Origin of the sequence: Clostridium bornimense, from assembly GCF_000577895.1 — a bacterium.
In the GTDB taxonomy this organism is placed as follows: Bacteria; Bacillota; Clostridia; order Clostridiales; family Clostridiaceae; genus Clostridium_AN; species Clostridium_AN bornimense.
Map to the genome: position 1 here is coordinate 2,089,348 of NZ_HG917868.1, position 23,756 is coordinate 2,113,103.

The following is a 23,756-nucleotide window of genomic DNA, read 5'->3' on the forward strand; positions in this document are numbered from 1 at the left end:
AACTTATCATTTAAATAACCATAATCAATTATATAAACGGTAAGATAAATTGTCAAGTTATTTCGCTATTATTGTTTTGGTATCTCTTGCTATCATAAGTTCTTCATCAGTAGTTACAATCATAGCTTTAACTTTAGAATCTTTCTTAGTAATTACCTTTATTTCTCCACCTTCTATATTAGCTTCTTTATCAAAATCTAAACCTAAGAATGATAAAGACTCACATACATATTCTCTTATAGATGGATCATTTTCACCAATTCCACCAGAAAAAATTATTAAATCAACACCATTCATTTGTGCAGCATAATTTCCTATGTATCCTTTAATTCTATTCCCAAAAATTTTGTATGCTAATATAGCTTCTTCTTTTCCCGCTACTTTATCAGCTCTTACATCTCTGAAGTCTGAAGATTTTCCATAAATACCTAGAAGTCCACTCTTTTTATTTACTATTGTATCTACATCTTCATAAGTAAGATTTTCTTTTTTCATCAAATACGTAAATATTGATAAATCTACATCTCCACTTCTTGTACCCATACATAAACCTTCTAATGGTGTAAATCCCATAGACGTATTTATGCTATGCCCATCTTGTATTGCTGCTACAGAAGCACCATTTCCTAAATGACAAGTTATTATTTTTAAATTTTTAATATCTTCACCTAAAAACTCACAAGCTTTATTAGAAATATATTTATGAGAAGTACCATGGAAACCATATCTTCTTATTCCATACTTTTCATAATATTCATATGGTATTGGGTATATATAATTCTCTTTGGGCATATTAGCATGAAATGCAGTATCAAATACAGCTACCATTGGAGTATTTGGCATTATCTCCATACATGCATTAATTCCTATTAAGTTTGCTGGGTTGTGAAGAGGTGCTAGTTCTATACATTCTTCAATAGATTTAATAACATTTTCATCTATAAGTACTGATTCAGAATACTTTTCTCCACCATGAACAACTCTATGTCCTACCCCTGAAATTTCATCCATTGAACTAATTACACCATAATCTTTATTAGTTAATGCATCTATAACTAATTTCACTCCATATTTATGGTCCTTAATTTCTTCTTTTATTTCATATTTTGATCCATTTACTTTATGAGTAAGAATTGATCCTTCTATCCCTATTCTTTCAACTAGTCCTTTTGCTAATACTTTTTCACCTTCCATATCAAATAATTGATATTTTATTGATGAACTTCCACAATTGATAACTAATACCTTCATCGTCTTCCTCCTTCTAATTACATTTTTGAGCTTGAACGGCTGTTACAGCCACAACATTTACTATATCTTCTGGACTACATCCTCTAGATAAGTCATTTATTGGTTTTGCAAATCCTTGACATATAGGACCTATGGCACTAGCCTTTGCAAATCTATGCACTAATTTATATCCTATATTTCCTGCTTGTAAATCTGGAAATACAAGTACATTGGCTTTACCTGCTACTGGTGAATTTGGCGCTTTAAGTGCTGCTACTTCTCTATCAATTGCTGCATCTAGTTGCAATTCTCCATCTATATCTAAATCTGGTCTTTGTTTTTTAGCTATCTCAGCTGCTAATCTTACTTTATCAACTAACTCATTAGAAGCACTTCCCATAGTTGAAAAGGATAACATCGCAACTCTAGGTTCAGTATTACATAAGGTCCTACAAGTTTCTGCTGTAGTTATTGCAATAGATGCTAATTCTTCCGCTGTTGGATTAGGATTTACTGCACAGTCTGCAAATAATAACATTCCAGCTTCTCCATAATCACAGTTTGGAATCATCATAGCAAAAAATCCTGATACCACCTTTGTGCCTGGTGCAGTTTTTACTATTTGAAGACCTGGTCTTAATAAGTCACCAGTAGTATGAATAGCTCCCGAAACCATTCCATCCGCATCTCCCATTTTAACCATCATTGTTCCAAAATATAATGGATCTCTAACAATTTTTTCTGCTTTTTCTAATGTCATACCTTTATTTTTTCTTATTTCATAAAACTCTTCTATATACTGTTGTAGTTTATCACTTTTATCAGGGTCAGCTATAGTAGCTCCATCTATATCTACTCCAATTTCTTTAGCGTTATTTCTTATATTTTCTTCATTTCCTATTAAAATAAGGTCTGCTAAAGAGTTTTCTATAATCTTACCTGCTGCAATTAAATTTCTTCTCTCTTCCCCTTCGGCAAGAACAATTCTTCTCTTTTCAACTCTTGCTTGTTTCCAAATGGCTTGCATAAATTGCATATATAAACTTACCTCCGCATTCTTTGATACTTAATTTTTTTACAATCCCTATAATAATGTTTTATTCTTTAATTATATACCTTATAATATAGCGGTACAACGTTTTTGATAATGTTAAAATATTTAGAATACTTTGTTTAATTTATTTTTTTAAGTGAAAGAATTGAAAGGAGTTATTATGAATCTTTGTGGAATAATAGCCGAATATAATCCAATGCATCTCGGTCATGTTTATCATATAGAAGAAACAAAAAAGAAAACTAATTGTGATGGCATCGTATGCATTCTTAGTGGAAATTTTGTTCAAAGAGGTCTCCCTAGTATATTAGATAAATGGACTAGAGCAAAAATAGCTATTGAATCAGGAGTAGATTTAGTAATAGAATTACCTGCAGTTTTTGCAGTGTCTTCTGCTGAGCATTTTGCTTTCGGTGGAGTATCTTTATTAAATAACTTAAATGTCATTGATTATATATCTTTTGGTTCTGAAGAAGGTAACTTATTATTAATAGATCGAATAAGTGATTTGCTTATTAAAGAACCATTAGAATATAAAAATTTATTAAAAGAAAATTTAAATAGTGGTTTATCTTATCCTGTGGCTCGCATGGAATCTATAAAAACTTTTTTAAATTTATCAGCTAATGAGATTTCTATATTAAATCAATCAAATAATATATTGTCCCTAGAATACCTTAAAGCTATAAAAACTTTAAATAGTAAAATTGAACCTACTACTATAAAAAGGCTAGGCGCTAGTTATAACTCTACAGAAGTATCATCTAGTTTTCCTTCTGCCTCTGGAGTAAGGGCATTTTTAAAAGATGGCGGTAATATAAATACTCTTAATGATAAACTACCAAAATCATCTATATTAGAAACAGGCAAAAACTTAGATAACTTAGTTTTTCCTTCTGATATGTTTCCATATATAAAATATAAGCTACTTACTAACAGTGAAAGTATTTCTAGAATATATGATGTTTCTGAAGGTATTGATAATAAAATTTTAAAAGAAATTATTAATTCAAATTCTCTAGAAGAATTACTTATGAATATAAAGAGCAAAAGATATGCTTATACTAGGCTATCCCGTATTCTTTGCAAGCTTTTTATAGGACTTGAAAACTTTGATGTTCAATCTATAGTAAAAAAGCCAGTAGAATATGCACGTATTTTAGGACTTAATTCTACAGGAGCAGAAATAATAAAAGAAATTAAGAAAAAATCTGATATAGAAATAATCACAAAATTTCCTAGGAAATATTCAAATCCATCATTAGAAATAGATCTACTAGCTACAAAAGCTTATTCTATGCTAAATAAGAACATTGATCCAATGGATGACTATAAAAAAGGACCTTATGTCAGTGCACAGTTGTCAGTGCACAGTTCACAGTTATAAATGTGCACTTCACAATTGTAAATGCACATTATATAGTAAGTTGAATTTTGTGTATTAAAAAAAGCAATTACTAATGAATTTCTATCAAATTAGTAATTGCATTTTTTATCACTTATTTATACATAAAAATATCAGTTGCATTTTTTATATTTTCTACACTCAATAAAACTAAAAATACTTGGAAAAAGCCAAAGCAAATCTAAATAATCTTTTTTTAACACACCTTCTATTGTAAATATAATAAATAAAATGCCAACGATTAAATGTAACTTCCAGAAATTTTTATTACTTAATATCGAGCTATTTCCATTCAGATTTTTAATTCTAGCCTTATATGCTAGGTAAGGCATTAAATTAAAAATAAGAACAATAATATCAGCCATAAACAAGACTACTAAAAAGAAAAATATGGGTCTTATAATAGCCATGGAAACTATAATAGATAATGTTAATATTACAGCTATTATTGAAGAAACTACTACTCCTTTTTTGCATTTATATTCCATTAATAAATACTTATCTATTTCTGTATCTAAATCACTATAAATAGATTTAGTCCCAGCTGGAGCTGAAAAAATATTCATTTTATTTCCTATTGAAACTACAAGTTCCCATCCAGCTTCTTTAAATATCGAAAAGTATTCCTCATCTGCATTATCTTGATAATCTAGACTATATATTATATTTCGAGGTGTATCTTTTCGTAACTTATAAAAAAATCCACCTACTATAGAGTCTAATAACCACCCTTCTTTAGCATACTCACTTAATTTTTTCATATCTTCTTCTTCATTAAATGCAAGCCCGCTAATACCAACATACTTATTTTTCATAATCTCCCTCCTTATCTAACTTTAAAAATCTTTCAGCAAATTTAATCATTTGTTTTTTTCGTTCTATTTCTTTTAAAAGCATCTCCATACCTTTATCTGTTATTTTGTATATCTTCTTATTTTTATCTGAATCAGACAGTTCCACTAAACCTGACTCTAAAAGTTTCTTTAATGTTGTATACATCGATGCTGGACCAATAGTAACTTCATTTTCACTAAATTTTTCAATAGTTTTCATTATTAAATATCCATGTTGTTCTTTTACAACACTAGATAAAATATAAAACGCAGCATCTGTTAATTGATTCGTATCAATAGAATTTTTTCTTGGCATAAAATTTTCCTCTCTTTATTATTATATCATTAAATGATATATCACTTAATATTATATCATTTAATGATATATTGTAAAGTATTTACTTTTATATGTTTAAAATCGTATTTATCATCTGTTCTAGATAAGTAGTGGTAAAGTCAACTATGCTACTAAACTCATATATCTAACCTATCATAAAAAAATAAGCTACATGAAAGTACAACTTTCATTAGCCCCCCGTAAAACACCATCCAAGGCCTAATTTCAATTATAAAACACGACTCAATAACACCTACAGACACCATACTTAAATTCTAAGAAATTCCGCAGGAATTTCCACCACAATTGTGAATTGTGAATCGTGAATTTTTCACATCCCTCTCTCATATATTTCTATAGAGGAGGTGTGCTCTTGTTAATCTTACTTATATCAATATTCATACTAATGATGGTGATAAGTCCTACTATTGCTTTAACCGCTACTTTAAATGGTGCTAAATTATTTTTCTTCAATGTGTTTCCTGCACTATTTATGTTCTCAGTTCTTTGTAATTTAATCGTTTCTTTAGGTGGTATAGAGTTATATAGCAAATTATTTGGTGGGCTTCTTTGTAAACCACTTAGACTGCCAAGGAAATGTGCTACTGCAGTAATTATCTCCATCTTATGTGGCTATCCTTTAGGTACAAAATACTCTGGGGATTTATATAGAAATGGTGATATAAATTTTAGTACTTTTAAACGGCTAGTTATTATAGCTTCTACTCCTAGCCCTATTTTTGTTATTGGATCTGTTGGAGTATTGATGCTAAACAATGTTACATTAGGATACATATTACTTATATCATCTTACATATCTGCATTTATATTATCTTTTATATTAAAAATAGATAAGAGTAGAAATACTATTAATATTAATAAAACTAATAGAGAAAGTCTTCCTTTTAGTAAGTGCTTTTTAAATTCTGTTGAGCAAAGTATATCTACAGTACTTATGGTAGGTGGTTTTATAATATTTTTTAATGTTTTATGTACTTTTTTAAATGATTTAGTTTTTTCAAAATTGCCTTTTTCTTTTGTCGGAGGAATTTTAGCTGGAATTTTAGAAATGACAAATGGTTGTAAAATAATATCCACCTCAGCAATTTCAATGCAAATTATTATTCCTATAATTGCATTTTTCCTTACCTTCGGTGGATTAAGTATACTTAGTCAATGCTATTCATTTATATATGATTTAAAAATAAATTTCTTATATTTCGTTAAATATAAATTTTTATTTGGTTTAATTAATAGTGCAGTGGCCTTTGTAGTATTTAACTTATTTAGTTACATTACTGCTTGTACCTTTTAATTCTTTTATATTTTCTCTAAGCTCCACAGATGTGGAGTTTAGCATATTATTTACTTTATCTCTAAACTTCTTACTTTCTATTTCAATAACTGATAAGTATTCTTCCTTTTTACTAGATATTGCAGCATTTAGTTCTTCTATTATTTCTGCAGAATATTCTCTAGATCCAATTCTTATTTCTTTTGCTTCTAACTGAGCTTTTGCTATAATCTCTTCTGCTACTTTTTTTGCATCACTTACTATATCATGATTTTCAACTTCATTTTTTATGTATTCTATTTTATCTCTTCTAACTTCTTCTGCATGAGCCTCTGCTTCACTTAAAATTCTATCTTTTTCCCCTAACATCCATTGCGCTTTTCTAAATTCTTCTGGAAGTAAATTTATAATTTCTTCTGTAACCTCCATGATTTCCTTTTTACTAATCATAATTTTCCCGCTCATAGGCACTTTAGCTGCATTATTTATAATTTCTTGTAAATACTCTAATAATTGAACTACTTCCAATTTATTTACTTCCATCTTGCTCTGCCTCCTTAACCTTTCTCACTTTTTCCTTTAAGTCTCCTATTATCATTGATGGTATTAACCCCTCTACTGATCCATCAAAAAATGCCACTTGTTTAACTGATGATGAACTTAAAAATGAATATTCCGCCGAAGTCATCATAAAAACAGTTTCCACATTAGAATTTAATTTATTATTCATAAGAGCCATTTGAAACTCATATTCAAAGTCTGAAACAGCTCTTAATCCTTTTATTATTATATTAGTTTCCTTCTTTTCTAAGAAATCTACTAATAATCCCTCAAAAGATTCTACTTCTACATTATCGAGGTCTTTTGTGACCTTCTTTATAAGTTCTACCCTTTCTTCTGCTGAAAATAATCCTTTTTTTGTTGGATTAATAAGTATCGCAACAATAACCTTATCAAAGACTTTTAGAGCTCTTTCTATAATATCTAAATGTCCATTGGTTATTGGATCAAAACTTCCTGGATATACCGCAATTCTCATAATTTTCTCCCTATCCACACATAAATTTAGTTATTTTAATTTTCTATTCTATAAAAAATAACTGTAGTATTCCCATACTTTCTTTTATCATATAACTTTATATTTTCAAATCCTTCATAGATTTCTTCACTTGAATCTATCTTAGTTACTATTATTCCGTCCTCTTTTAATAGCTCTAGATTATGTATTATTTCCATAGCTGGAGGAATCATTTCTTTTGCATAAGGTGGATCTATAAATATTAAATCAAATATCTCCCCTCTTCTCTTAAATTCTCTTAATGCATCATAAGCATCCATATTTAATGTTGTACATACATCTTGAAATTTTAAATTTTCTACATTTGCTTGAAGATTTTTATATGCTCTTGGACTTTTATCCACAAGATATACTCTTTTTGCCCATCTACTAGCTGTTTCAAGTCCTAAACTTCCTGTTCCTGAGAATATATCACAAGCCACAGCATCTGGTGTTTTATTTTGTATTATATTAAAAATTGATTCTTTTATTCTATCTAATGTCGGTCTTGTTTCCATGCTTTCTGGAGATAATATCTTTCTTCCTCTCGCTTTACCAGAAATTATTCTCATCATTTGTCCTCCCTATTTTACATTCTTTTTTTATTTTATCATATTGAATTATTTTATACAAAATTATATGTATAAATACTTGTAATTTGTCAATAATATAATCGATGCCAAATGGCTCTTCCTATAATTCTCCTCATAAAAGGGTGGTACTATCCACCCTTTTACTTTTCCCTATATATTCTCTAATTGAAAGATATATACTCATCATAGCTTTCTAACCTTAAAATCATCTCATCTTTTATTCGTATATCTTCTTCTTCTTTACTATTTAAAAGTACCTTTGCCTCATTATTAGCATCTCTTAAAAGATCAAAATCCTCAAAGATATCACTTAATATAAGGCCATCTTCTCCACTTTGTCTAAATCCAAATAGATCTCCAGTCCCCCTAAGTTTTAAATCTTCTTGTGATATATAAAATCCGTCATTAGATTCTTCCATTATAGCCATTCTTCTACGTGTCTTTTCACTTTTACAATTTCCTACTAAAAAGCAATAAGACTTATATTCACCTCTTCCAACTCTACCTCTAAGTTGATGCAATTGTGACAGACCAAATCTCTCACAATTTTCTATTATCATTACATTGGAATTTGGTACATTTATTCCTACCTCTATTACTGTTGTAGAAATCAATATTTTTATCTCTTTATTTTTAAACCTATTCATTATATCATCTTTTTCTTTTGGCTTCATTTTACCATGTAAAATTTCTATAGGTTCTTCTTTAAAGTAGTCTTCTTTTAACTCCTTATACAACTTCTCTACAGATGTCAAATCTCCATCTTTATCTTCTTCAATCAATGGGCATACTACATATCCTTGTCTTCCCTCTTCTAACTGCTGCTTTAAAAATTCATACACTTTATACTTTCTATTACTATCTATAAACTTTGTATCTATCTTTTTTCTTCCTGGTGGTAATTCATCAATTACAGATACATCTAAATCACCATATATGTATAAACTTAATGTCCTTGGAATTGGTGTTGCTGTCATAACTAATATATCTGCCTTATTTTCTTTAGAATATAACTTATTTCTTTGTGCTACACCAAACCTATGTTGTTCATCAGCTACAATAATTCCTAATTTTTTAAATTCTACATCATCTTCTATTAATGCATGAGTTCCAATTAATATATCAATTTCTCCATTATAAAGTCTCTCTTTTATATCTCTTTTTTCTTTTAATGTTCTTGACCCTACTAGCAATTCTATATTTAAATTAAAATTTGCAAATAACTTCTTAAATTCCTCATAGTGCTGCGTAGCTAATATTTCCGTTGGTGCCATTACACAACCTTGGTATCCATTAATAACTACATTAAATACAGCTATAGCGGCAACTACAGTCTTTCCTGACCCAACATCTCCTTGCAATAACCTATTCATAGCTGTATCTTTCTTTTCATCTTTTAATATTTCTCTTACAGCTCTGCTTTGTGCTGACGTCAATGTAAAGGGTAATTGCTCTTTTAAATCTGAAAGCTCTTTTGTTATATTAAATTTAATGCCTTTTTTATTGTTATTTATATAATCTTTAAGCATCAATACCTTTAAAGAATAAGAAAATAACTCCTGAAACTTAAGTCTTCTTGTTGCTTCTTTAAGTGATTCTGAACTTTCTGGAAAATGTATATTTTTAAGTGCCTCATCCAACGAACAAAAATTAAACTTTTTTATTATTCTTTCTGGTAAATTTTCTTCTACACTGACAGTTTCTAATAAACCTTTTATAGTCTTGATCATATAAGAATTTTTCAGAGAACCTTTTAGTGGATAAACAGGCATTATATTTTTTTTATTATCTTCACCTTTAAAAATTGTAGGGTTTGATAACGTTACCTTCCCTCTCAAAAATTTTGCTTTTCCCATAAGTATGTAAGTATTCCCTACTTTATAGACATTTCTTATATATGTGACATTAAACCAATACACTTCAAAAGTTCCACCATCACCTTCTAAAACGCCATGAGTTATAGTCTTATATCCACTCTTTCTTTGGTTAAGGCTCTTAAGCCTTCCCATAAGTACAACTTTTTCTCCTTCTTCTACTTCATCTATGGATTTTACTCTTTCAATATTCTCATATGTTCTTGGAAAATAGAGCATCAAGTCATATATAGTAAATACCCCACACTTATTAAGCTCCGTCTTAGCTTTTTCTCCAATGCCTTTTAGCGTTATTATATCATCAGAAATATTCATATTTTATACACCTCAATAAAAAATCCATGAATCATCCAATTATATTATTGGTAAAATTCATGGATTTATTTCAATTTCTTTGTATAACTATTCTACTGAAATCAAGTAGTAATATAATGGTTGATCTCCCTTATAAGTTAAAACATCTATATCATCATATATATCTTCTAACTCTTCATATAAAGAATTTTCTTCTTCCTTAACCTCTTCTCCTGAATATAGAGATATTAGTGAAGATTCGTCATCTACAAGATTTTCTAATAATTCTTTTACAACATCATTAACATTCTTGCCTACAACTTTTACTTTACCTTCTATTAATCCTAGAATGTCGCCTTCCTTTATTTCTTTACCTTCTATTTCAGTATCTCTTACTGCAAAAGTAACAGAAGCACTCTTTACGCTACTTACTGCTTCATTCATGTTAGATTCATTATCTTCTGCACTAGCTTCTCCATTAAATACTGTTATAGCTGCAATTCCTTGAGGAATAGTTCTAGTTGGAATAACTATTATATTCTTTTCGCAAACATCTTTTGCCTGATTAGCTGCCATAACAACATTTTTATTATTAGGAAGTATAACTATATTCTTAGCATTAATTTTATCTACAGCATCAATAAAATCTTGAGTACTTGGATTCATAGTTTGACCGCCTTCAATAACTACATCAACGTTCAAATCATTCTCAAAAATTTTCTTTATTCCGCTTCCCATAGCTACAGCTACAAATCCATATTCTTTTTCTTCTTGTACAGAATTATCTACAGTAGTACCTGCTTCATATTCAGCTTCTAAAACTTTTCTATGTTGCTCTCTCATATTATCTATTTTAATTTTTGATAAACTACCATGAGCTAATGCCTTACTTAATACTTCTCCTGGTTGTTCTGTGTGTATATGAATTTTTATTAATCCATCACTACCTACTGCAATTAGAGAATCACCCATATCTTCTATTTCTTTTTTGAATTCTTCACTAGTAATTGACTCAGTATTTATAAAGAATTCAGTACAATATCCAAAAGTGATTTCAGCTTCTCCATCTAACTGTGCCTTAGATGAAACTTCTATAGTTTCTCCAACACCGTCTAAAGAAGGTTTGTTTCCTTCTTTTAATTCTTTAAGCATTCCTTTAAAGATAACTAGAAGTCCCATTCCACCTGCGTCTACTACCTTTGCAGCTTTTAATGCTGGAAGCATCTCTGGTGTTTTATTTAAAGTTTCTTCACTACCTTTTATAACTTCTTCAAGTAATTCTACTACATCGTCACCTTTGTAATTTAATGCATGTTCTCCTGCTGATCTTATAACTGTTAATATTGTACCTTCTGTTGGTCTCATAACAGCCTTATAAGCAGACTTTGCTCCTTCTTCTATAGAATGAGCTAAATCTAAACTAGTAACTTCCTTTTTACCTTCTAATCCTTTAGCAATACCTCTAAAAATTTGAGATAAGATAACTCCAGAGTTACCTCTAGCTCCCATAAGAGCTCCTCTAGAAAGCTTTTTAGCTACCTCTCCTATAGTTTCTTGTTTTGAAGATAATATTTCTTCTGTGGCACTTCTGAATGTCATTGACATATTAGTCCCAGTATCACCATCTGGAACTGGAAATACATTTAATGAATTTACATAGTTCTTTTGTTCCTCTAAATTATTGCAGCCACTTATAATCATATAATAAAAGTCTTCGCCGCTTATCTTCTTAATACTCAAACCGTAGTACCTCCTTAAACTCTTACTCCTTGAACATTAACAGTAATAGTAGATACTTTTAGTCCTGTTAAGTTTTCAACGTTGTATTTTACCTTTTGAATAATATTGTTGGCAATTACAGAAATTTTTGTGCCATATTCAACAATAATATATATTTCAATATTTAATATTTCGTCTTTGCAATTAACTTTAACACCTTTAGATAGATTTTCTCCTTTTAAAAGTTCCCATAATCCATCCTTAGGGCTTTTAGATGCCATTCCTACAACGCCATAGCATTCCATAGTTGATATTCCTACTATATTAGCAATAACTTCATCTGAATAGATAATATTGCCATTTTCATTATTTATATTCATCATTCCGATTCCTCCTTAAATATTCAACCATAATACTAATTTTATATTAAACCTAAGATATATTCAAGGAAATAAAGAATTATTTCTCTTCACCCTTGCATATAAGAATAACTTTGTGTTAAAATATGAATTGTCTAATTTCAGTTTAAATACTACACTGCTTTAAGGGAGGTGTAACTAAATGTCAAGAAAATGTGATGTATGCGGAAAAGGCGTTATATCTGGTTCACAATATAGCCACTCTCACAGAGCTTCTAAAAGAACTTGGGCTCCAAACGTAAAAAAGATCAAGGCTATAGTTAAAGGTTCACCAAGAACTGTTCATGTTTGTACTAGATGCTTACGTTCTGGAAAGATTGAACGTGCTATATAATAGCGTTAAATAAATTAGAATACTTTTAAGTGTTCTAATTTTTTATGTTCATAAAGAAAAGTGGCTACCTTTAGGTTACCACTTTTCTTTATTATTATGTCTAACAAGATTTTTTTCTAAAAGTTTTAATTATCTTGCTTAAGAATTTTGGAACTTTCCATACTATTATCTTCATAAATACCCCCACCTTATAAATCTAAGTACATTGTATTGTATTATATTATATGTAGGTAATATTCCTTTGTTTCTATTTTTTATCAAAAGTTATCATTACTAATAATGTTCCCGAACTAAATTTTACTGTTACATTCTTATCTAAAAACTCATTAGACACAGTTCTAGAGTCTCCAAATTTTAAATCATAGCTCTCTAATGGATACTTGGCACCTATTATCGATAGTCCTTTAACAGTATCACCGAAAGCAGTAAATGAAAGTCTCTTATCTTTTTTATATTCTATCTCTCCACTTTCTTTCATAAGAAATATTAAATTATTTTCATCAACAATATATCCCTTAACACCAAATTCTAAAATTATTTTCAAAAGACCTATGTTAGCTAAAACATGATCCATTCTTTCCCCTATAGCACCAAAAATATAAATCTCACTACAATTAGATTTTAATGCTAGTTCTACAGCAATATGCCCATCCGTTTCATCTTTTTCTCTAGGATATACATTAATATTTATACCTTCCATAAAAAATTCTAATGCTTCCTGTGATATTGAGTCTAAATCTCCTACCAAATATGTCGGTAGAATATTATATCTATATAGGCAGTCTCCTCCACTATCAGCGGCAATAATTATAGTATCATCAGTAATATATTTTTTTAATAATTTTAAAGAAGGAGCATCTCCTCCTAAGATTACGATGCCCCTCATTATACCTCTGCTTTTAATGCAGCTATATTTTCTTTTACTTTACCACCACTAAAAACTGCTGATCCTGCTACAATAACATCAGCTCCAGCTGCCACTACCTTTCCAATATTATCAGTTGTTATTCCACCATCTACTTCAATCATAAGATCTTTATTTACCTTATCAGCGATAGTTCTAACTTCCTTAATTTTTTCTACTGAATATTCTATAAATTTCTGACCACCAAAACCTGGATTTACACTCATAATTAAAATCATATCAACGATAGGTATTAGATGTTTTATTGCATCTACAGCTGTTCCTGGATTTATTACTATACCAGCCTTACATCCATTTTCTTTTATAAGATTTATTGTTCTATCTATATGTCTATCACTTTCATAATGAACTGTTATTATATCTGCTCCTGCATCAATAAAATCTTTAACATACATAGCAGGATTCTCTATCATCAAATGAACATCAAAAGGTAATTTAGTATATTTTCTAATAGCCTTTACTACCGGCATTCCAAAAGTTAAATTTGGTACAAAATGACCATCCATAACATCTATGTGAATAATATCTGCACCACTTTTATCTAATAATTCTATTTCTTCTCCTAATCTACTAAAATCAGCAGATAATATTGAAGGAGCAATTTTTATCATCGTTTATTCCTCCTGTTTTTAACTTCTTCTAAAACATCTAGATAAAATTCATATCTTTCTCTAGAAATTTTTCCTTCTTCTACTGCATCTTTTACTGCACATTTAGGCTCAGATACATGAGCACAGGAAGTAAATTTGCATCCACCTTCAAAATCGTGAAAATCTCTTATGTAATCTTTAACTTCTTCTTCTTTAAGAAAAGATAAATCTAAATTAGAGAAACCTGGAGTATCTACTAAAAATCCATGGTCTGACTCTATAAGTTCTGAATGTCTAGTAGTATGTTTCCCTCTCTTTAGCTTTTCTGAAATTTCTCCTGTCTCCATAAGTTCTCTTCCCACTAACTTATTAGATATGGTGGATTTCCCTACTCCTGAAGGCCCACAAAATACAGTAATATTATCTTTCATAAGCTCTTTTAACTTATCTAAATTTTTTCCTGATTTTCCTTCTACAAATATCACATTATAATGAGCCTTTTTTAGCAGCTCATTATAATGCTCCTTTTCTTCTTCTGTAATTAAATCACATTTATTAAAAACAACTATTGCTTCTATATGATTGTATTCACATAGTAGAAGGAACTTATTCAAAAGGTCCATATTTAAATCCGGTTTCTTTATAGCAAATACTACAAAAGCTTGAGTTACATTTGCTACTAGTGGTCTTATCAGCATATTTGATCTTTCTTTAATCTCTTCAATAGCACCTTTTCCGTTCTCTAAAGTTATTTTAACTTTATCTCCTACTATCGGCGATACCTTTTCATTTCTAAATTTACCCCTAGCCTTACACTCAATGACTTCCCCATCAACATCTACATAATAGAATCCGCCTATTCCTTTTATTATTGTTCCTTCCATGTTACCTCCATACTTTAAATTTTAGTTACACTATATTTATTCTTTTGTTTGAATAAATAATACCTTATTTCCTTGAGGATCACTACCCCACCAAGCCGATGCAACTGTATAGTTTTTATAATTTGAAGTCACTAGATTCCAAGAACTGTCTCTAATTTCTGTATCGTACTTATCTCCATATTGAGATATAACATCACCTAAATTATCACCTGCTAAATCTCCTGGATTATTTATTTCACCACTATTGCCATTACCATTACTATTATTCTTACCGCTACATGTAACATAAATAGTAGAACCTTTTTCTACTGATGATCCAGCATTGTCTGGACCTTTTGAAACAGTATAGTCTCCATAATTTCCAGTTATAGTTTGACCATACTCATCAGTTGCCACTATTGTAAGTTTGTTTTTATATGAATTTATTACATCCTTTAAGTTTTGTCCATTAAGGTATGGCACTTGCACCATCTCTTTTGCTTTTTCATACTTATAAAGTGTTACTGTAATTGTTTCATTTATCTTAACAGATGTCTTATCTTGAGATGCAATAAGTCCATCTTTACTTTCATCAGTTGTAGCTGTAGTTGAATTTGATACACTTATTTTAGCAAAAGAACCTACTTCATTTTTTGCATCATCTACAGTTTTGCCTACAAGATTATATTCTCTTGCTTTAGGACCATTTGATATAACTAAGTTTATAGTTTCACCTTCATCTACTTTATCTCCACCTGCAGGATCTTGAGACATTACTAATCCATAAGTAACATCATCACTATATTCTGTTGTTATATCACCAATCTTGAACCCAGCTTCCTCTAGTTCTGCTTCTGCATCCTTTTGAGACTTTCCAGTGACATCTGGAACTTCTACATCTCCAGGTCCTAGGGAAATTGTAACTTTAACTACTGAACCTTTTTTTACTTCTGTTCCTACTTTTGGACTTACATTAATAACTTTACCCTCTTCTTGTGAACTCTTCTTTTTTTCTACTATTTTAAATGTTAAACCTACTTTTTCAACCTTTTTCTTAGCTTCAGCTTTATCCAAATTTAATATAGATGGTACAGAAACTTTTTCACTACTGCTATCTGATGATAATGCTGGCATAACGACAAACCCTACGACAAGTAATAATACTGCTGCTAAGGCTATAGCAAAAATCATAGCTTTCTTCTTATCTACATTTCTCTTTTTAATATCCTCATCCTCATCGTCATCATAATCAATATTACTTTTATCACTGTTAAAATCTTCAACATCATTAGTGTTATTACCTGTATTAGTATTATTATTTTTCATCATACTATTTATATCATCTACTCTAGGTAAAACTTTTGTAAACTCATCTTCATTATTGTTATCTAAAGTTTCACCATTTTTGATTTTCATAAGATCTACTTGTAATTCTTTTGCACTTTGATACCTCATATCAGGATTTTTTTGTAGTAGCTTAACTATAACATTATTTAATGATTCTGGTATATTAGGATTTAGTGTTTTTGGTTCTATTAACTCTTCTTGTATATGTTTAATTGCTATAGATACAGGAGTATCGCCGTCATAAGGAACTACTCCAGTAACCATTTCATACATTACCGCTCCTAATGAATATAAATCACAAGTCTTATTTACATATTGCCCTTTAGCTTGTTCTGGCGATATATAGTGAACAGATCCTAATACTACATTAGTATTTGTTATAGTTGTAGAATTCACCGCTTTAGCTATACCAAAATCCATCACTTTCACTATACCATAATCAGTAATCATAATATTATGAGGCTTTATATCTCTATGTATAATATTACTCCTATGCGCACAATCTAATGCTTTTGCTATCTGTATTGAAATTTCTATAGCATCTTCAAAATGAATTTTTCCTTTTTCATTTATTATTTCTTTTAAGGTTTTCCCCTGCAAATATTCCATTACAATGTAGTTAACCTTGCCATCAGTACCTACATCAAAAACATTAACTATATTTCCATCAGAAATACTTCCTGCTGCTACAGCTTCTGCTTTAAATTTCTTTACAAATTCACTGTCTTGTAAATATTCTTCCTTTAAAACTTTTACTGCAACGACACGTTGTAATTTCAAATCTTTAGCTTTGAAAACTAGAGCCATTCCACCTTCTCCAATTTTCTCTAACAGCTCATATCTATCAGCTATAACTATACCTAACATCCTCTACCCTCTCCTTCAAATACTATAACCGTAATATTATCCCTACCTCCTCTAGATTTAGCTAACTCCACCATATCTAAACAAGCTTCTTTACAGTTCTCTTTACTTACTATAGATAACATCTCATCTTGTTCGACATAATTACTTAATCCATCTGTACATAATATAAATTTTTCTCTGCCACTAAGCTCTAATTTATATACGTCAATATCAATAGAATCATTAGTTCCTAATGCTCTAGTTATTATATTCCTATTTGGATGTGTCTTTGCCTGCTCTTCTGTTATAGACCCAATTTCTATAAGTTCTTGAACTAAAGAATGATCTCTAGTTATCTTTATAATATTATTACCATCTACTACAAAACATGAACTATCTCCAACATGACCAATCTCAATATTATTATTTTCTATTACAGCTACTGTAATTGTAGTACCCATTCCGCTTAAATTTTTATCCTCTACACTAAGAAGATAGATTTTTTCATTAGCTTTTCTTATAGACTCTGTTATACTCTTATTTACTTTAAAATTTTTTATTGTTTCTTCTACAGCTATTTTACTTGCTACTTCACCAGCATTATGTCCACCCATTCCATCAGCAACAACATAAATACTATAGTCTTTCTCGTGTAAATAACCATAATAATCTTCATTTAAAGTTCTAACATTTCCCACATCACTAACGAACCCAAACATCCTTATCCCTCATTTTCTCCACATAATCTCTTCTAAGCTGACCACATGCTGCATTGATATCTCCACCCATTTCTTTTCTAACAGTTGCCTCAATGCCATTATTCTCCAATACTTTTCTAAATCCTTCTATATCTTTTTCTGTAGCCCTTACAAAACCACTTTCTTTTACTTCATTTACAGGAATCAAATTAACATGACAAAGCATTCCTTTTAGTAATAAACTAAGTTCTTTAGCCTGTTCTATTGAGTCATTTACTCCTTTAACTAATGAGTATTCAAAAGTTATTCTTCTATTGGTAACTTTAATATAATACCTACAAGCTTCTAATAATTCTTCTATAGAGTATTTATTAGCTATAGGCATTATTTTTTTTCTATTTTCATCAGTAGTTGAATGTAATGATATAGCTAATGTAACTTGAGTTTTTTCATTGGCAAAATCTATAATTTTAGGAACAATTCCGCAGGTGGATACTGTTATATGTCTTTGACCTATATTTAATCCATACTCTGCATTAACTTCCTTTATAAACTTCATAACATTATCATAATTATCAAAAGGTTCTCCCGTTCCCATAAGTACAATATTAGATACTCTTTCATTACAATCTTTTTCCATAACTAATATTTCACTTAATATTTCACCATTAGAAAGATTTCTGAGTCTACCACCTATAGTAGATGCACAAAATTTACACCCCATCCTACATCCAACTTGAGTTGATAAACATACTGTATTTCCGTAGTCATACTTCATAAGTACTGCTTCTATAATATAATTATCTCTAAGTTTAAGCAAATACTTTATTGTTCTTTCATCTTTTGAAACATATTTCTCTACTATTTCTGGTATCGAAAAAGAAAAATTATTCTTTAATTTTTCTTTTAATGATGAAGGTATATTTTTCATATCATCAAAGTTAAATACCTTTTTGTAAATCCATCCTATAACTTGTTCCCCTCTAAACTTACTCTCACCATTTTCTACCATCCATTGTTTTAATTCTTCTTTAGTTAAATCTAATATGTTTATCATACTCTCACCTTGCTTTATTACTTTCTTCTAAATTTAGCCATAAAGAAACCATCCATTGCTTTATTTGGCAGTATAGTTACATATCCTAATTTATCATATATCATATTATCTAGTGTACCAAAAAACACCTTTTCTATTTCATAATCAGGATTATTTTCTAAAAACCACTTTACATTTCCATCATTTTCTTTTAAGTTTAAAGTACAAGTAGAATATACTAATAATCCATCTTTCTTTACATATTTAGCAGCATTTTTCATAATATTTCTTTGAATATTTTGAATAGAAGAAATATCTGATTCTTTTTTCTCCCATTTAATTTCTGGTTTTTTTCTTATAATACCAAGTCCTGAGCAAGGTACATCTATAAGCACTCTATCAAAAGAATTTTCAAATTCTTCATTAAATTCTTCACCATTATAGGTTCTCGTTTCAATTATATCGATTCCTAACCTATTAGCATTTTCTTCTACTAACTTAAGTTTATTTTCATGAATATCACAAGCTACTACTTTACCTTTATTATTCATAAGTTCAGCTATGTGTGTAGTTTTACCACCTGGTGCAGAACATACATCTAAAACATCAAAGCCTTCTTCTAAATCCATTATTGATGCTACAAGCATCGCAGATTCATCTTGTACTGTTATATATCCTTCCTTAAATAATGGATTTTCTTCTATTGACTTTCCTCTAACAATCTCAATAGCATCTGGTGATACAAATCCTTCATTTGCTTCATAACCAAGCTCTTCTAACTTAGTGAAAATATCATCATAATCACCTTTTAAGCAATTAACTCTTACTGTAACTGCTGGTCTCTCATTAAGCCCTTTGAATATAGCTGGAGAATATGTTCCATAATCTCTTCTTAAGCTTTGAATCATCCATGGTTCTAATGAATACTTAAAAGCTTCTTTATAATCTATATTTTTAAATGTAGGCTTTTTATCTCCTCTAATATAGGTTCTTACTACTGCATTTACAAAAGAAGCCATCTTTATTCCAGCTCTTTTTTTAGTTAATTCTACTGCTTCATTTACTGCTGCAAATTCAGGAATCCTACTAAGATACTTTAATTGATATATAGTTATTCTTATTATATTTATAGAAAACTTATCTATATCTCTTATATTTCTACCTGCTATAGCCTTTATAATCTCATCTATAGTATATTTATGTTTTAATGTTCCATATACAAGTTCTGTTATTAATCCTTTATCTATATCTCTAACATTACTCTTATTCAATGCATTATTTAAAGCTATATTCGAATAAGCTTTCTTAAAAAATACTTCATCTAAAACTTCTACTGCTACTTCTCTACCACTCTTCATATTAATACTACCTTTTCCTCTATTGAATTTCCTTTTAAGTATTCTTTTACTTCTAAAGGTTTTTTATTTGGAAATTGAATTTTCTTTATTAATAACACTTTATCCCCTGTTGCTACACGAATTCCATCATTATTAGCCTTTAAGATAGTGCCTGGTGTTTCATTACATTTTTCATCTAATGGAGTTGTTTCATATATCTTTACTACTTGATTATTATATATAGTTGTAGCTATAGGCCATGGATTTACTCCTCTTACTAAGTTATGAATTTCCACCGCTGTTTTATTCCAATTTATTTTTCCAGTTTCCTTAGACAACATAGAAGCATAGTTAGATAAGCTATCATCTTGTTTTTCAGGCACTATATCACCTTTCACAAATTTGTCTATAGTTTCTAGCAATAGCTTTCCACCTTCTACCATTAGAATATCATGTAATTGCCCTGCTGTCATGTTTTCTGTGATTTCAACTTCTTGTTTTAAAAGCATATCACCTTCATCTAAAGCTACATCCATAAGCATAGTTGTATTTCCAGATACTTTTTCACCATCTATAATAGCCCAATTAAGAGGAGCCGCTCCTCTATATTTAGGTAATAATGAACCATGTAAATTTATACATGCATATTTAGGAATATCTAATACTTCTTTAGGAAGTATTTGCCCATATGCAACAACAATTATAAAATCTGGTGCCAACTCTTTTAACTTATCAATATATTCTCTTTCACTTCTAAGTTTTTCAGGTTGATATACATCTATGTTATGTTTAACTGCTACTTCTTTAACTGCTGAAAAAGCAAGTTTCTTCCCTCTACCTCTTGGTCTATCTGGTTGTGTAAAAACACCTAATACATTATGATTATTAATCATAGCTTCTAAAGAAGGAACTGCAAATTCAGGAGTTCCCATAAAAACTATATTCATAGTATTACTCCTCACTTTCTACCGCTTTATCAACAAATAATATTCCTTCTAAATGATCTATTTCGTGACAGAATGCTCTTGCTAATAATTCTTCTCCCACAAGTTCTCTTACTTTACCATTCTCATCTTGAGCTTTTACCCATACTTTCATTGGTCTATCTACTTCTTTACTCTCTCCTGGTATTGAAAGACATCCTTCGAAATCTCTATAGCTTCCTTCTGTCTTTATTATTTCAGGATTGATTAATACCATTGGTCCATCTCCAATATCAATAACAACTATCCTCTTTAAAACTCCAACTTGTGGTGCTGCAAGACCTACTCCATCTTCTTCATACATTGTATCTATCATATCTTCTATTAAAATAAGAGTTCTTTCATCTATCTTCTCTACTACTTTACTCTTCTTTCTTAAAAGTGGATCTCCTATTTTTCTAACATTTCTTATTGCCATGTTAATGCCTCCTATAAAAATATATATACTATATTATCACAGTAAATCATTTGGATTTATGTCTACTGAAATTTTTATATTACTATTTTTTTTCTTTACTATATTATACACAAAATCTTTGATATTTTTATTAATATTTTGAGATAATTCCCCTTTTATAATAATTTGATATCGAAAATTATTATTTATTTTTAAAATAGGACAAGGAACCGGTCCAAGAATTGACAAATTAGTAAACTTAGCTTTCATTTCCTTTGCTAAAACATTTATAGTGTCTATAACTTCATCTTCTTTACTATAAAATAAATTTACTAATAAAATTTCCCCAAAAGGAGGATATTTCATTGCCTGCCTTATATCTACCTCATCATTATAAAATCCTTTATAATCAACTTTTTCAGCCCTCTGTATTGCATAATTGCCTGGAGTATAGGTTTGTATCACTACTTCCCCTTCCTTTGTTCCTCTTCCAGCTCTTCCTGCAACCTGTGTCAATAGCTGAAATGTCCTTTCAGCAGATTTATACTGTGGAATATTAAGTGTTAAATCTGCTGCTAAAACACCTACCAATGTTACATTTTTGAAATCAAATCCCTTTGTTATCATTTGTGTCCCTATTAATATATCTATTTCATTATTCTTAAGTCTTTCATAAACTTCACTAAAAGAATTTCTTCCCTTCATAGTGTCTAAATCCATTCTTTCTATATTAGCATTTGGAAAAGCCTTTTTAGTTAACCTTTCAACTTTTTCTGTTCCTATACCAAAAAACTTTATATACTTACTTTTACATTTTGGACACTTAATTTGTGGCCTAGTTCTATAACCACAATAATGACATTCTAATATATTTTCTGACCTGTGAAGTGTTAGTGATACATCACAGTTAGGACACTTATATACAAACCCACAAGCTCTACAAGAAACAAAGGATGAATCCCCTCTTCTATTAAGAAATAAAATTATTTGTTCTTTTTTCTCTAATCTATCATTTATCTTTTCATATAAACTTTTAGAAAAAATAGAACTATTACCATTGCTTAATTCAGACCTCATATCTACTACTTCAATCTTAGGCATTACTGCTCCCGGAATTCTATCTTCCATTTCAATAAGCTTATAATGACCATTTTTCCCTTTTGTATAGCTTTCTAAACTTGGAGTGGCAGATGCTAAAACAACTTTTCCACCCTTCATATCCATTAAAAATTCAGCTACTTCTCTAGCATCATATTTAGGATCTGTTTCAGATTTATATGTATTTTCATGCTCTTCGTCAATTATAATTAATCCTAAGTTACTAAACGGTAGAAATAGAGCCGACCTTGGTCCAATAGCAACCTTTATCTCTTTCTTCTTTATAGAGTACCAAAAATCATATTTTTCACCAACACTCATCTTTGAGTGAAAAACTCCGATTTCTATTTGTAATCTTCCCTTTATTCTTTCCACCATCTGCGGTGTAAGTGAAATTTCTGGTACTAATATAATAACATCTTTATCTTTTTTTAAATTTTCCTCTATAAGCCTTATAAATACTTCTGTTTTCCCACTACCGGTAACTCCATGTATTAAAAATTTATTGTAAAAACTATCATTTATAGTGGTCAGTGCCATACTTTGTTGTAATGTTAAATTCTTTTCTTCTTCTCTAATATAATTTCTACTGCTATATCTAAGTATTCTCTTTTCTTCTTCCTTTATATACTGGTGCTTTATCAGAGTGTTTATAGATGACAATGATAAACTTTTACTCTTACTAAGAGCACTCTTACTATACTTACCTTCATTGCATTGTACTTCATTATATATAGACATATATGGTTCTTTAGCAAATTTACCATCTAACGGTTTTTCTATATATAATTTTTTTTCAATCTTTATCTTCGATCCTTTATCTGCCCCAGGCGGTGTTATTAACCTTATACAATCAATATATGTAGCAAGATATTTATCTTTTATAAATTGTATAACCCTCTTATCCTCTTCTGTAAAATGCTCTATATCATCTTTTATCTCTTTAATATACTTTATTCTATAACCATTACTACTTTCTGGTCTACAATAATATATTTCATATACATATCCATCTATTTTTTTATTACTAACTCCAAAAGGAATAGTAACCCTTTTACCAATAGCAATAGTATCATTCATTTCCTTTGGCACCTTATATGTAAATATATTATCCAATCCATAATGATCTACTTCAATTACTATACCTGCATAAAGTTCCATATAAACACCTCCTTTTTCCAGTGCACTGAATT

General features: G+C 29.7%; 23 protein-coding genes. 3 read left to right on the plus strand and 20 right to left on the minus strand.

All coding sequences use genetic code 11. The features are described from left to right. Positions 1–57: 57 nt before the first annotated feature. Positions 58–1,251 carry an acetate/propionate family kinase gene (locus CM240_RS09390; protein WP_044038705.1) on the minus strand — a complete coding sequence of 398 codons (1,194 nt, stop codon included), beginning with the start codon at positions 1,249–1,251 and terminating at the stop codon, positions 58–60. Positions 1,252–1,264: 13 nt separating this feature from the next. Beyond that, positions 1,265–2,266, minus strand: coding sequence for a phosphate acetyltransferase (gene pta / locus CM240_RS09395; RefSeq protein ID WP_044038707.1), 1,002 nt, complete (start codon positions 2,264–2,266; stop codon positions 1,265–1,267). 178 nt (positions 2,267–2,444) lie between these two features. Between pta and CM240_RS09400 the strand changes: the two genes are divergently transcribed. After that, positions 2,445–3,671, plus strand: coding sequence for a nucleotidyltransferase (locus CM240_RS09400; protein ID WP_051483787.1), 1,227 nt, complete (start codon positions 2,445–2,447; stop codon positions 3,669–3,671). Between the two features lie 131 nt (positions 3,672–3,802). On the opposite strand, the gene CM240_RS09405 is transcribed toward CM240_RS09400, so the two are convergent. Both CM240_RS09405 and CM240_RS09410 read right to left on the minus strand, forming a co-directional pair. Further along, entirely contained in the window at positions 3,803–4,504 is a 702-nt protein-coding gene (locus CM240_RS09405) for a DUF2812 domain-containing protein (protein WP_044038709.1), read from the minus strand. Beyond that, entirely contained in the window at positions 4,494–4,838 is a 345-nt protein-coding gene (locus tag CM240_RS09410) for a PadR family transcriptional regulator (RefSeq protein WP_044038712.1), read from the minus strand. Before CM240_RS09410 ends, CM240_RS09405 begins: the two co-directional genes overlap by 11 nt. A 394-nt stretch (positions 4,839–5,232) precedes the next feature. On the opposite strand from CM240_RS09410, the gene CM240_RS09415 reads away from it, so the two are divergent. Next, the gene (locus CM240_RS09415) at positions 5,233–6,174 is read left to right on the plus strand and encodes a hypothetical protein (RefSeq protein WP_051483788.1); all 942 of its coding nucleotides are present in this window, start codon (positions 5,233–5,235) and stop codon (positions 6,172–6,174) included. Here CM240_RS09415 and CM240_RS09420 read toward each other — a convergent pair. The 6 genes from CM240_RS09420 to CM240_RS09445 all read right to left on the minus strand — a co-directional run bounded on the left by CM240_RS09420 (position 6,142) and on the right by CM240_RS09445 (position 12,073). Then, positions 6,142–6,696 (minus strand): hypothetical protein, encoded by a 555-nt coding sequence (locus tag CM240_RS09420; protein WP_044038713.1) that lies wholly within the window; start codon positions 6,694–6,696, stop codon positions 6,142–6,144. The genes CM240_RS09415 and CM240_RS09420 overlap by 33 nt on opposite strands. Next, on the minus strand, positions 6,683–7,192 hold the full coding sequence (gene coaD, locus CM240_RS09425; protein ID WP_044038715.1) for a pantetheine-phosphate adenylyltransferase: 510 nt from the start codon (positions 7,190–7,192) through the stop codon (positions 6,683–6,685). The genes CM240_RS09420 and coaD overlap by 14 nt, the downstream gene beginning before the upstream one ends. Positions 7,193–7,227: 35 nt before the next feature. Continuing rightward, on the minus strand, positions 7,228–7,782 hold the full coding sequence (gene rsmD / locus CM240_RS09430) for a 16S rRNA (guanine(966)-N(2))-methyltransferase RsmD (RefSeq protein ID WP_044038718.1): 555 nt from the start codon (positions 7,780–7,782) through the stop codon (positions 7,228–7,230). Positions 7,783–7,964: 182 nt separating this feature from the next. Further along, entirely contained in the window at positions 7,965–9,992 is a 2,028-nt protein-coding gene (gene recG / locus CM240_RS09435) for an ATP-dependent DNA helicase RecG (RefSeq protein ID WP_044038720.1), read from the minus strand. Between the two features lie 87 nt (positions 9,993–10,079). Continuing rightward, positions 10,080–11,672, minus strand: a complete 1,593-nt coding sequence (locus CM240_RS09440; RefSeq protein ID WP_051483851.1) for a DAK2 domain-containing protein — start codon at positions 11,670–11,672, stop codon at positions 10,080–10,082. 53 nt (positions 11,673–11,725) lie between these two features. Further along, positions 11,726–12,073 carry an Asp23/Gls24 family envelope stress response protein gene (locus CM240_RS09445; RefSeq protein WP_173400234.1) on the minus strand — a complete coding sequence of 116 codons (348 nt, stop codon included), beginning with the start codon at positions 12,071–12,073 and terminating at the stop codon, positions 11,726–11,728. Positions 12,074–12,251: 178 nt separating this feature from the next. On the opposite strand from CM240_RS09445, the gene rpmB reads away from it, so the two are divergent. After that, positions 12,252–12,443 carry a 50S ribosomal protein L28 gene (rpmB, locus tag CM240_RS09450; protein WP_044038724.1) on the plus strand — a complete coding sequence of 64 codons (192 nt, stop codon included), beginning with the start codon at positions 12,252–12,254 and terminating at the stop codon, positions 12,441–12,443. Positions 12,444–12,690: 247 nt separating this feature from the next. On the opposite strand, the gene CM240_RS09455 is transcribed toward rpmB, so the two are convergent. Genes CM240_RS09455 through priA form a run of 10 tightly spaced genes read right to left on the minus strand, consistent with a single transcriptional unit; the run spans position 12,691 to position 23,724 of the window. Beyond that, on the minus strand, positions 12,691–13,329 hold the full coding sequence (locus CM240_RS09455) for a thiamine diphosphokinase (RefSeq protein ID WP_044038726.1): 639 nt from the start codon (positions 13,327–13,329) through the stop codon (positions 12,691–12,693). Continuing rightward, the gene (gene rpe, locus CM240_RS09460; protein WP_044038728.1) at positions 13,329–13,979 is read right to left on the minus strand and encodes a ribulose-phosphate 3-epimerase; all 651 of its coding nucleotides are present in this window, start codon (positions 13,977–13,979) and stop codon (positions 13,329–13,331) included. Before rpe ends, CM240_RS09455 begins: the two co-directional genes overlap by 1 nt. Next, positions 13,976–14,842 (minus strand): ribosome small subunit-dependent GTPase A, encoded by an 867-nt coding sequence (gene rsgA, locus CM240_RS09465; protein ID WP_044038730.1) that lies wholly within the window; start codon positions 14,840–14,842, stop codon positions 13,976–13,978. The genes rpe and rsgA overlap by 4 nt, the downstream gene beginning before the upstream one ends. Before the next feature lie 36 nt (positions 14,843–14,878). After that, positions 14,879–17,035, minus strand: a complete 2,157-nt coding sequence (gene pknB / locus CM240_RS09470; RefSeq protein WP_051483789.1) for a Stk1 family PASTA domain-containing Ser/Thr kinase — start codon at positions 17,033–17,035, stop codon at positions 14,879–14,881. Further along, positions 17,029–17,733 carry a Stp1/IreP family PP2C-type Ser/Thr phosphatase gene (locus tag CM240_RS09475; protein ID WP_044038732.1) on the minus strand — a complete coding sequence of 235 codons (705 nt, stop codon included), beginning with the start codon at positions 17,731–17,733 and terminating at the stop codon, positions 17,029–17,031. The genes pknB and CM240_RS09475 overlap by 7 nt, the downstream gene beginning before the upstream one ends. After that, positions 17,717–18,769 carry a dual-specificity RNA methyltransferase RlmN gene (gene rlmN / locus CM240_RS09480; protein ID WP_044038734.1) on the minus strand — a complete coding sequence of 351 codons (1,053 nt, stop codon included), beginning with the start codon at positions 18,767–18,769 and terminating at the stop codon, positions 17,717–17,719. Before rlmN ends, CM240_RS09475 begins: the two co-directional genes overlap by 17 nt. Positions 18,770–18,786: 17 nt before the next feature. After that, positions 18,787–20,106 carry a 16S rRNA (cytosine(967)-C(5))-methyltransferase RsmB gene (gene rsmB, locus CM240_RS09485; protein ID WP_044038736.1) on the minus strand — a complete coding sequence of 440 codons (1,320 nt, stop codon included), beginning with the start codon at positions 20,104–20,106 and terminating at the stop codon, positions 18,787–18,789. Continuing rightward, positions 20,103–21,032 carry a methionyl-tRNA formyltransferase gene (gene fmt / locus CM240_RS09490; RefSeq protein ID WP_044038738.1) on the minus strand — a complete coding sequence of 310 codons (930 nt, stop codon included), beginning with the start codon at positions 21,030–21,032 and terminating at the stop codon, positions 20,103–20,105. The genes rsmB and fmt overlap by 4 nt, the downstream gene beginning before the upstream one ends. Before the next feature lie 4 nt (positions 21,033–21,036). Beyond that, positions 21,037–21,486, minus strand: a complete 450-nt coding sequence (gene def, locus CM240_RS09495) for a peptide deformylase (protein ID WP_044038740.1) — start codon at positions 21,484–21,486, stop codon at positions 21,037–21,039. Positions 21,487–21,522: 36 nt separating this feature from the next. Then, positions 21,523–23,724, minus strand: coding sequence for a primosomal protein N' (gene priA / locus CM240_RS09500; RefSeq protein WP_044038742.1), 2,202 nt, complete (start codon positions 23,722–23,724; stop codon positions 21,523–21,525). Between the last annotated feature and the right edge of the window lie 32 nt (positions 23,725–23,756).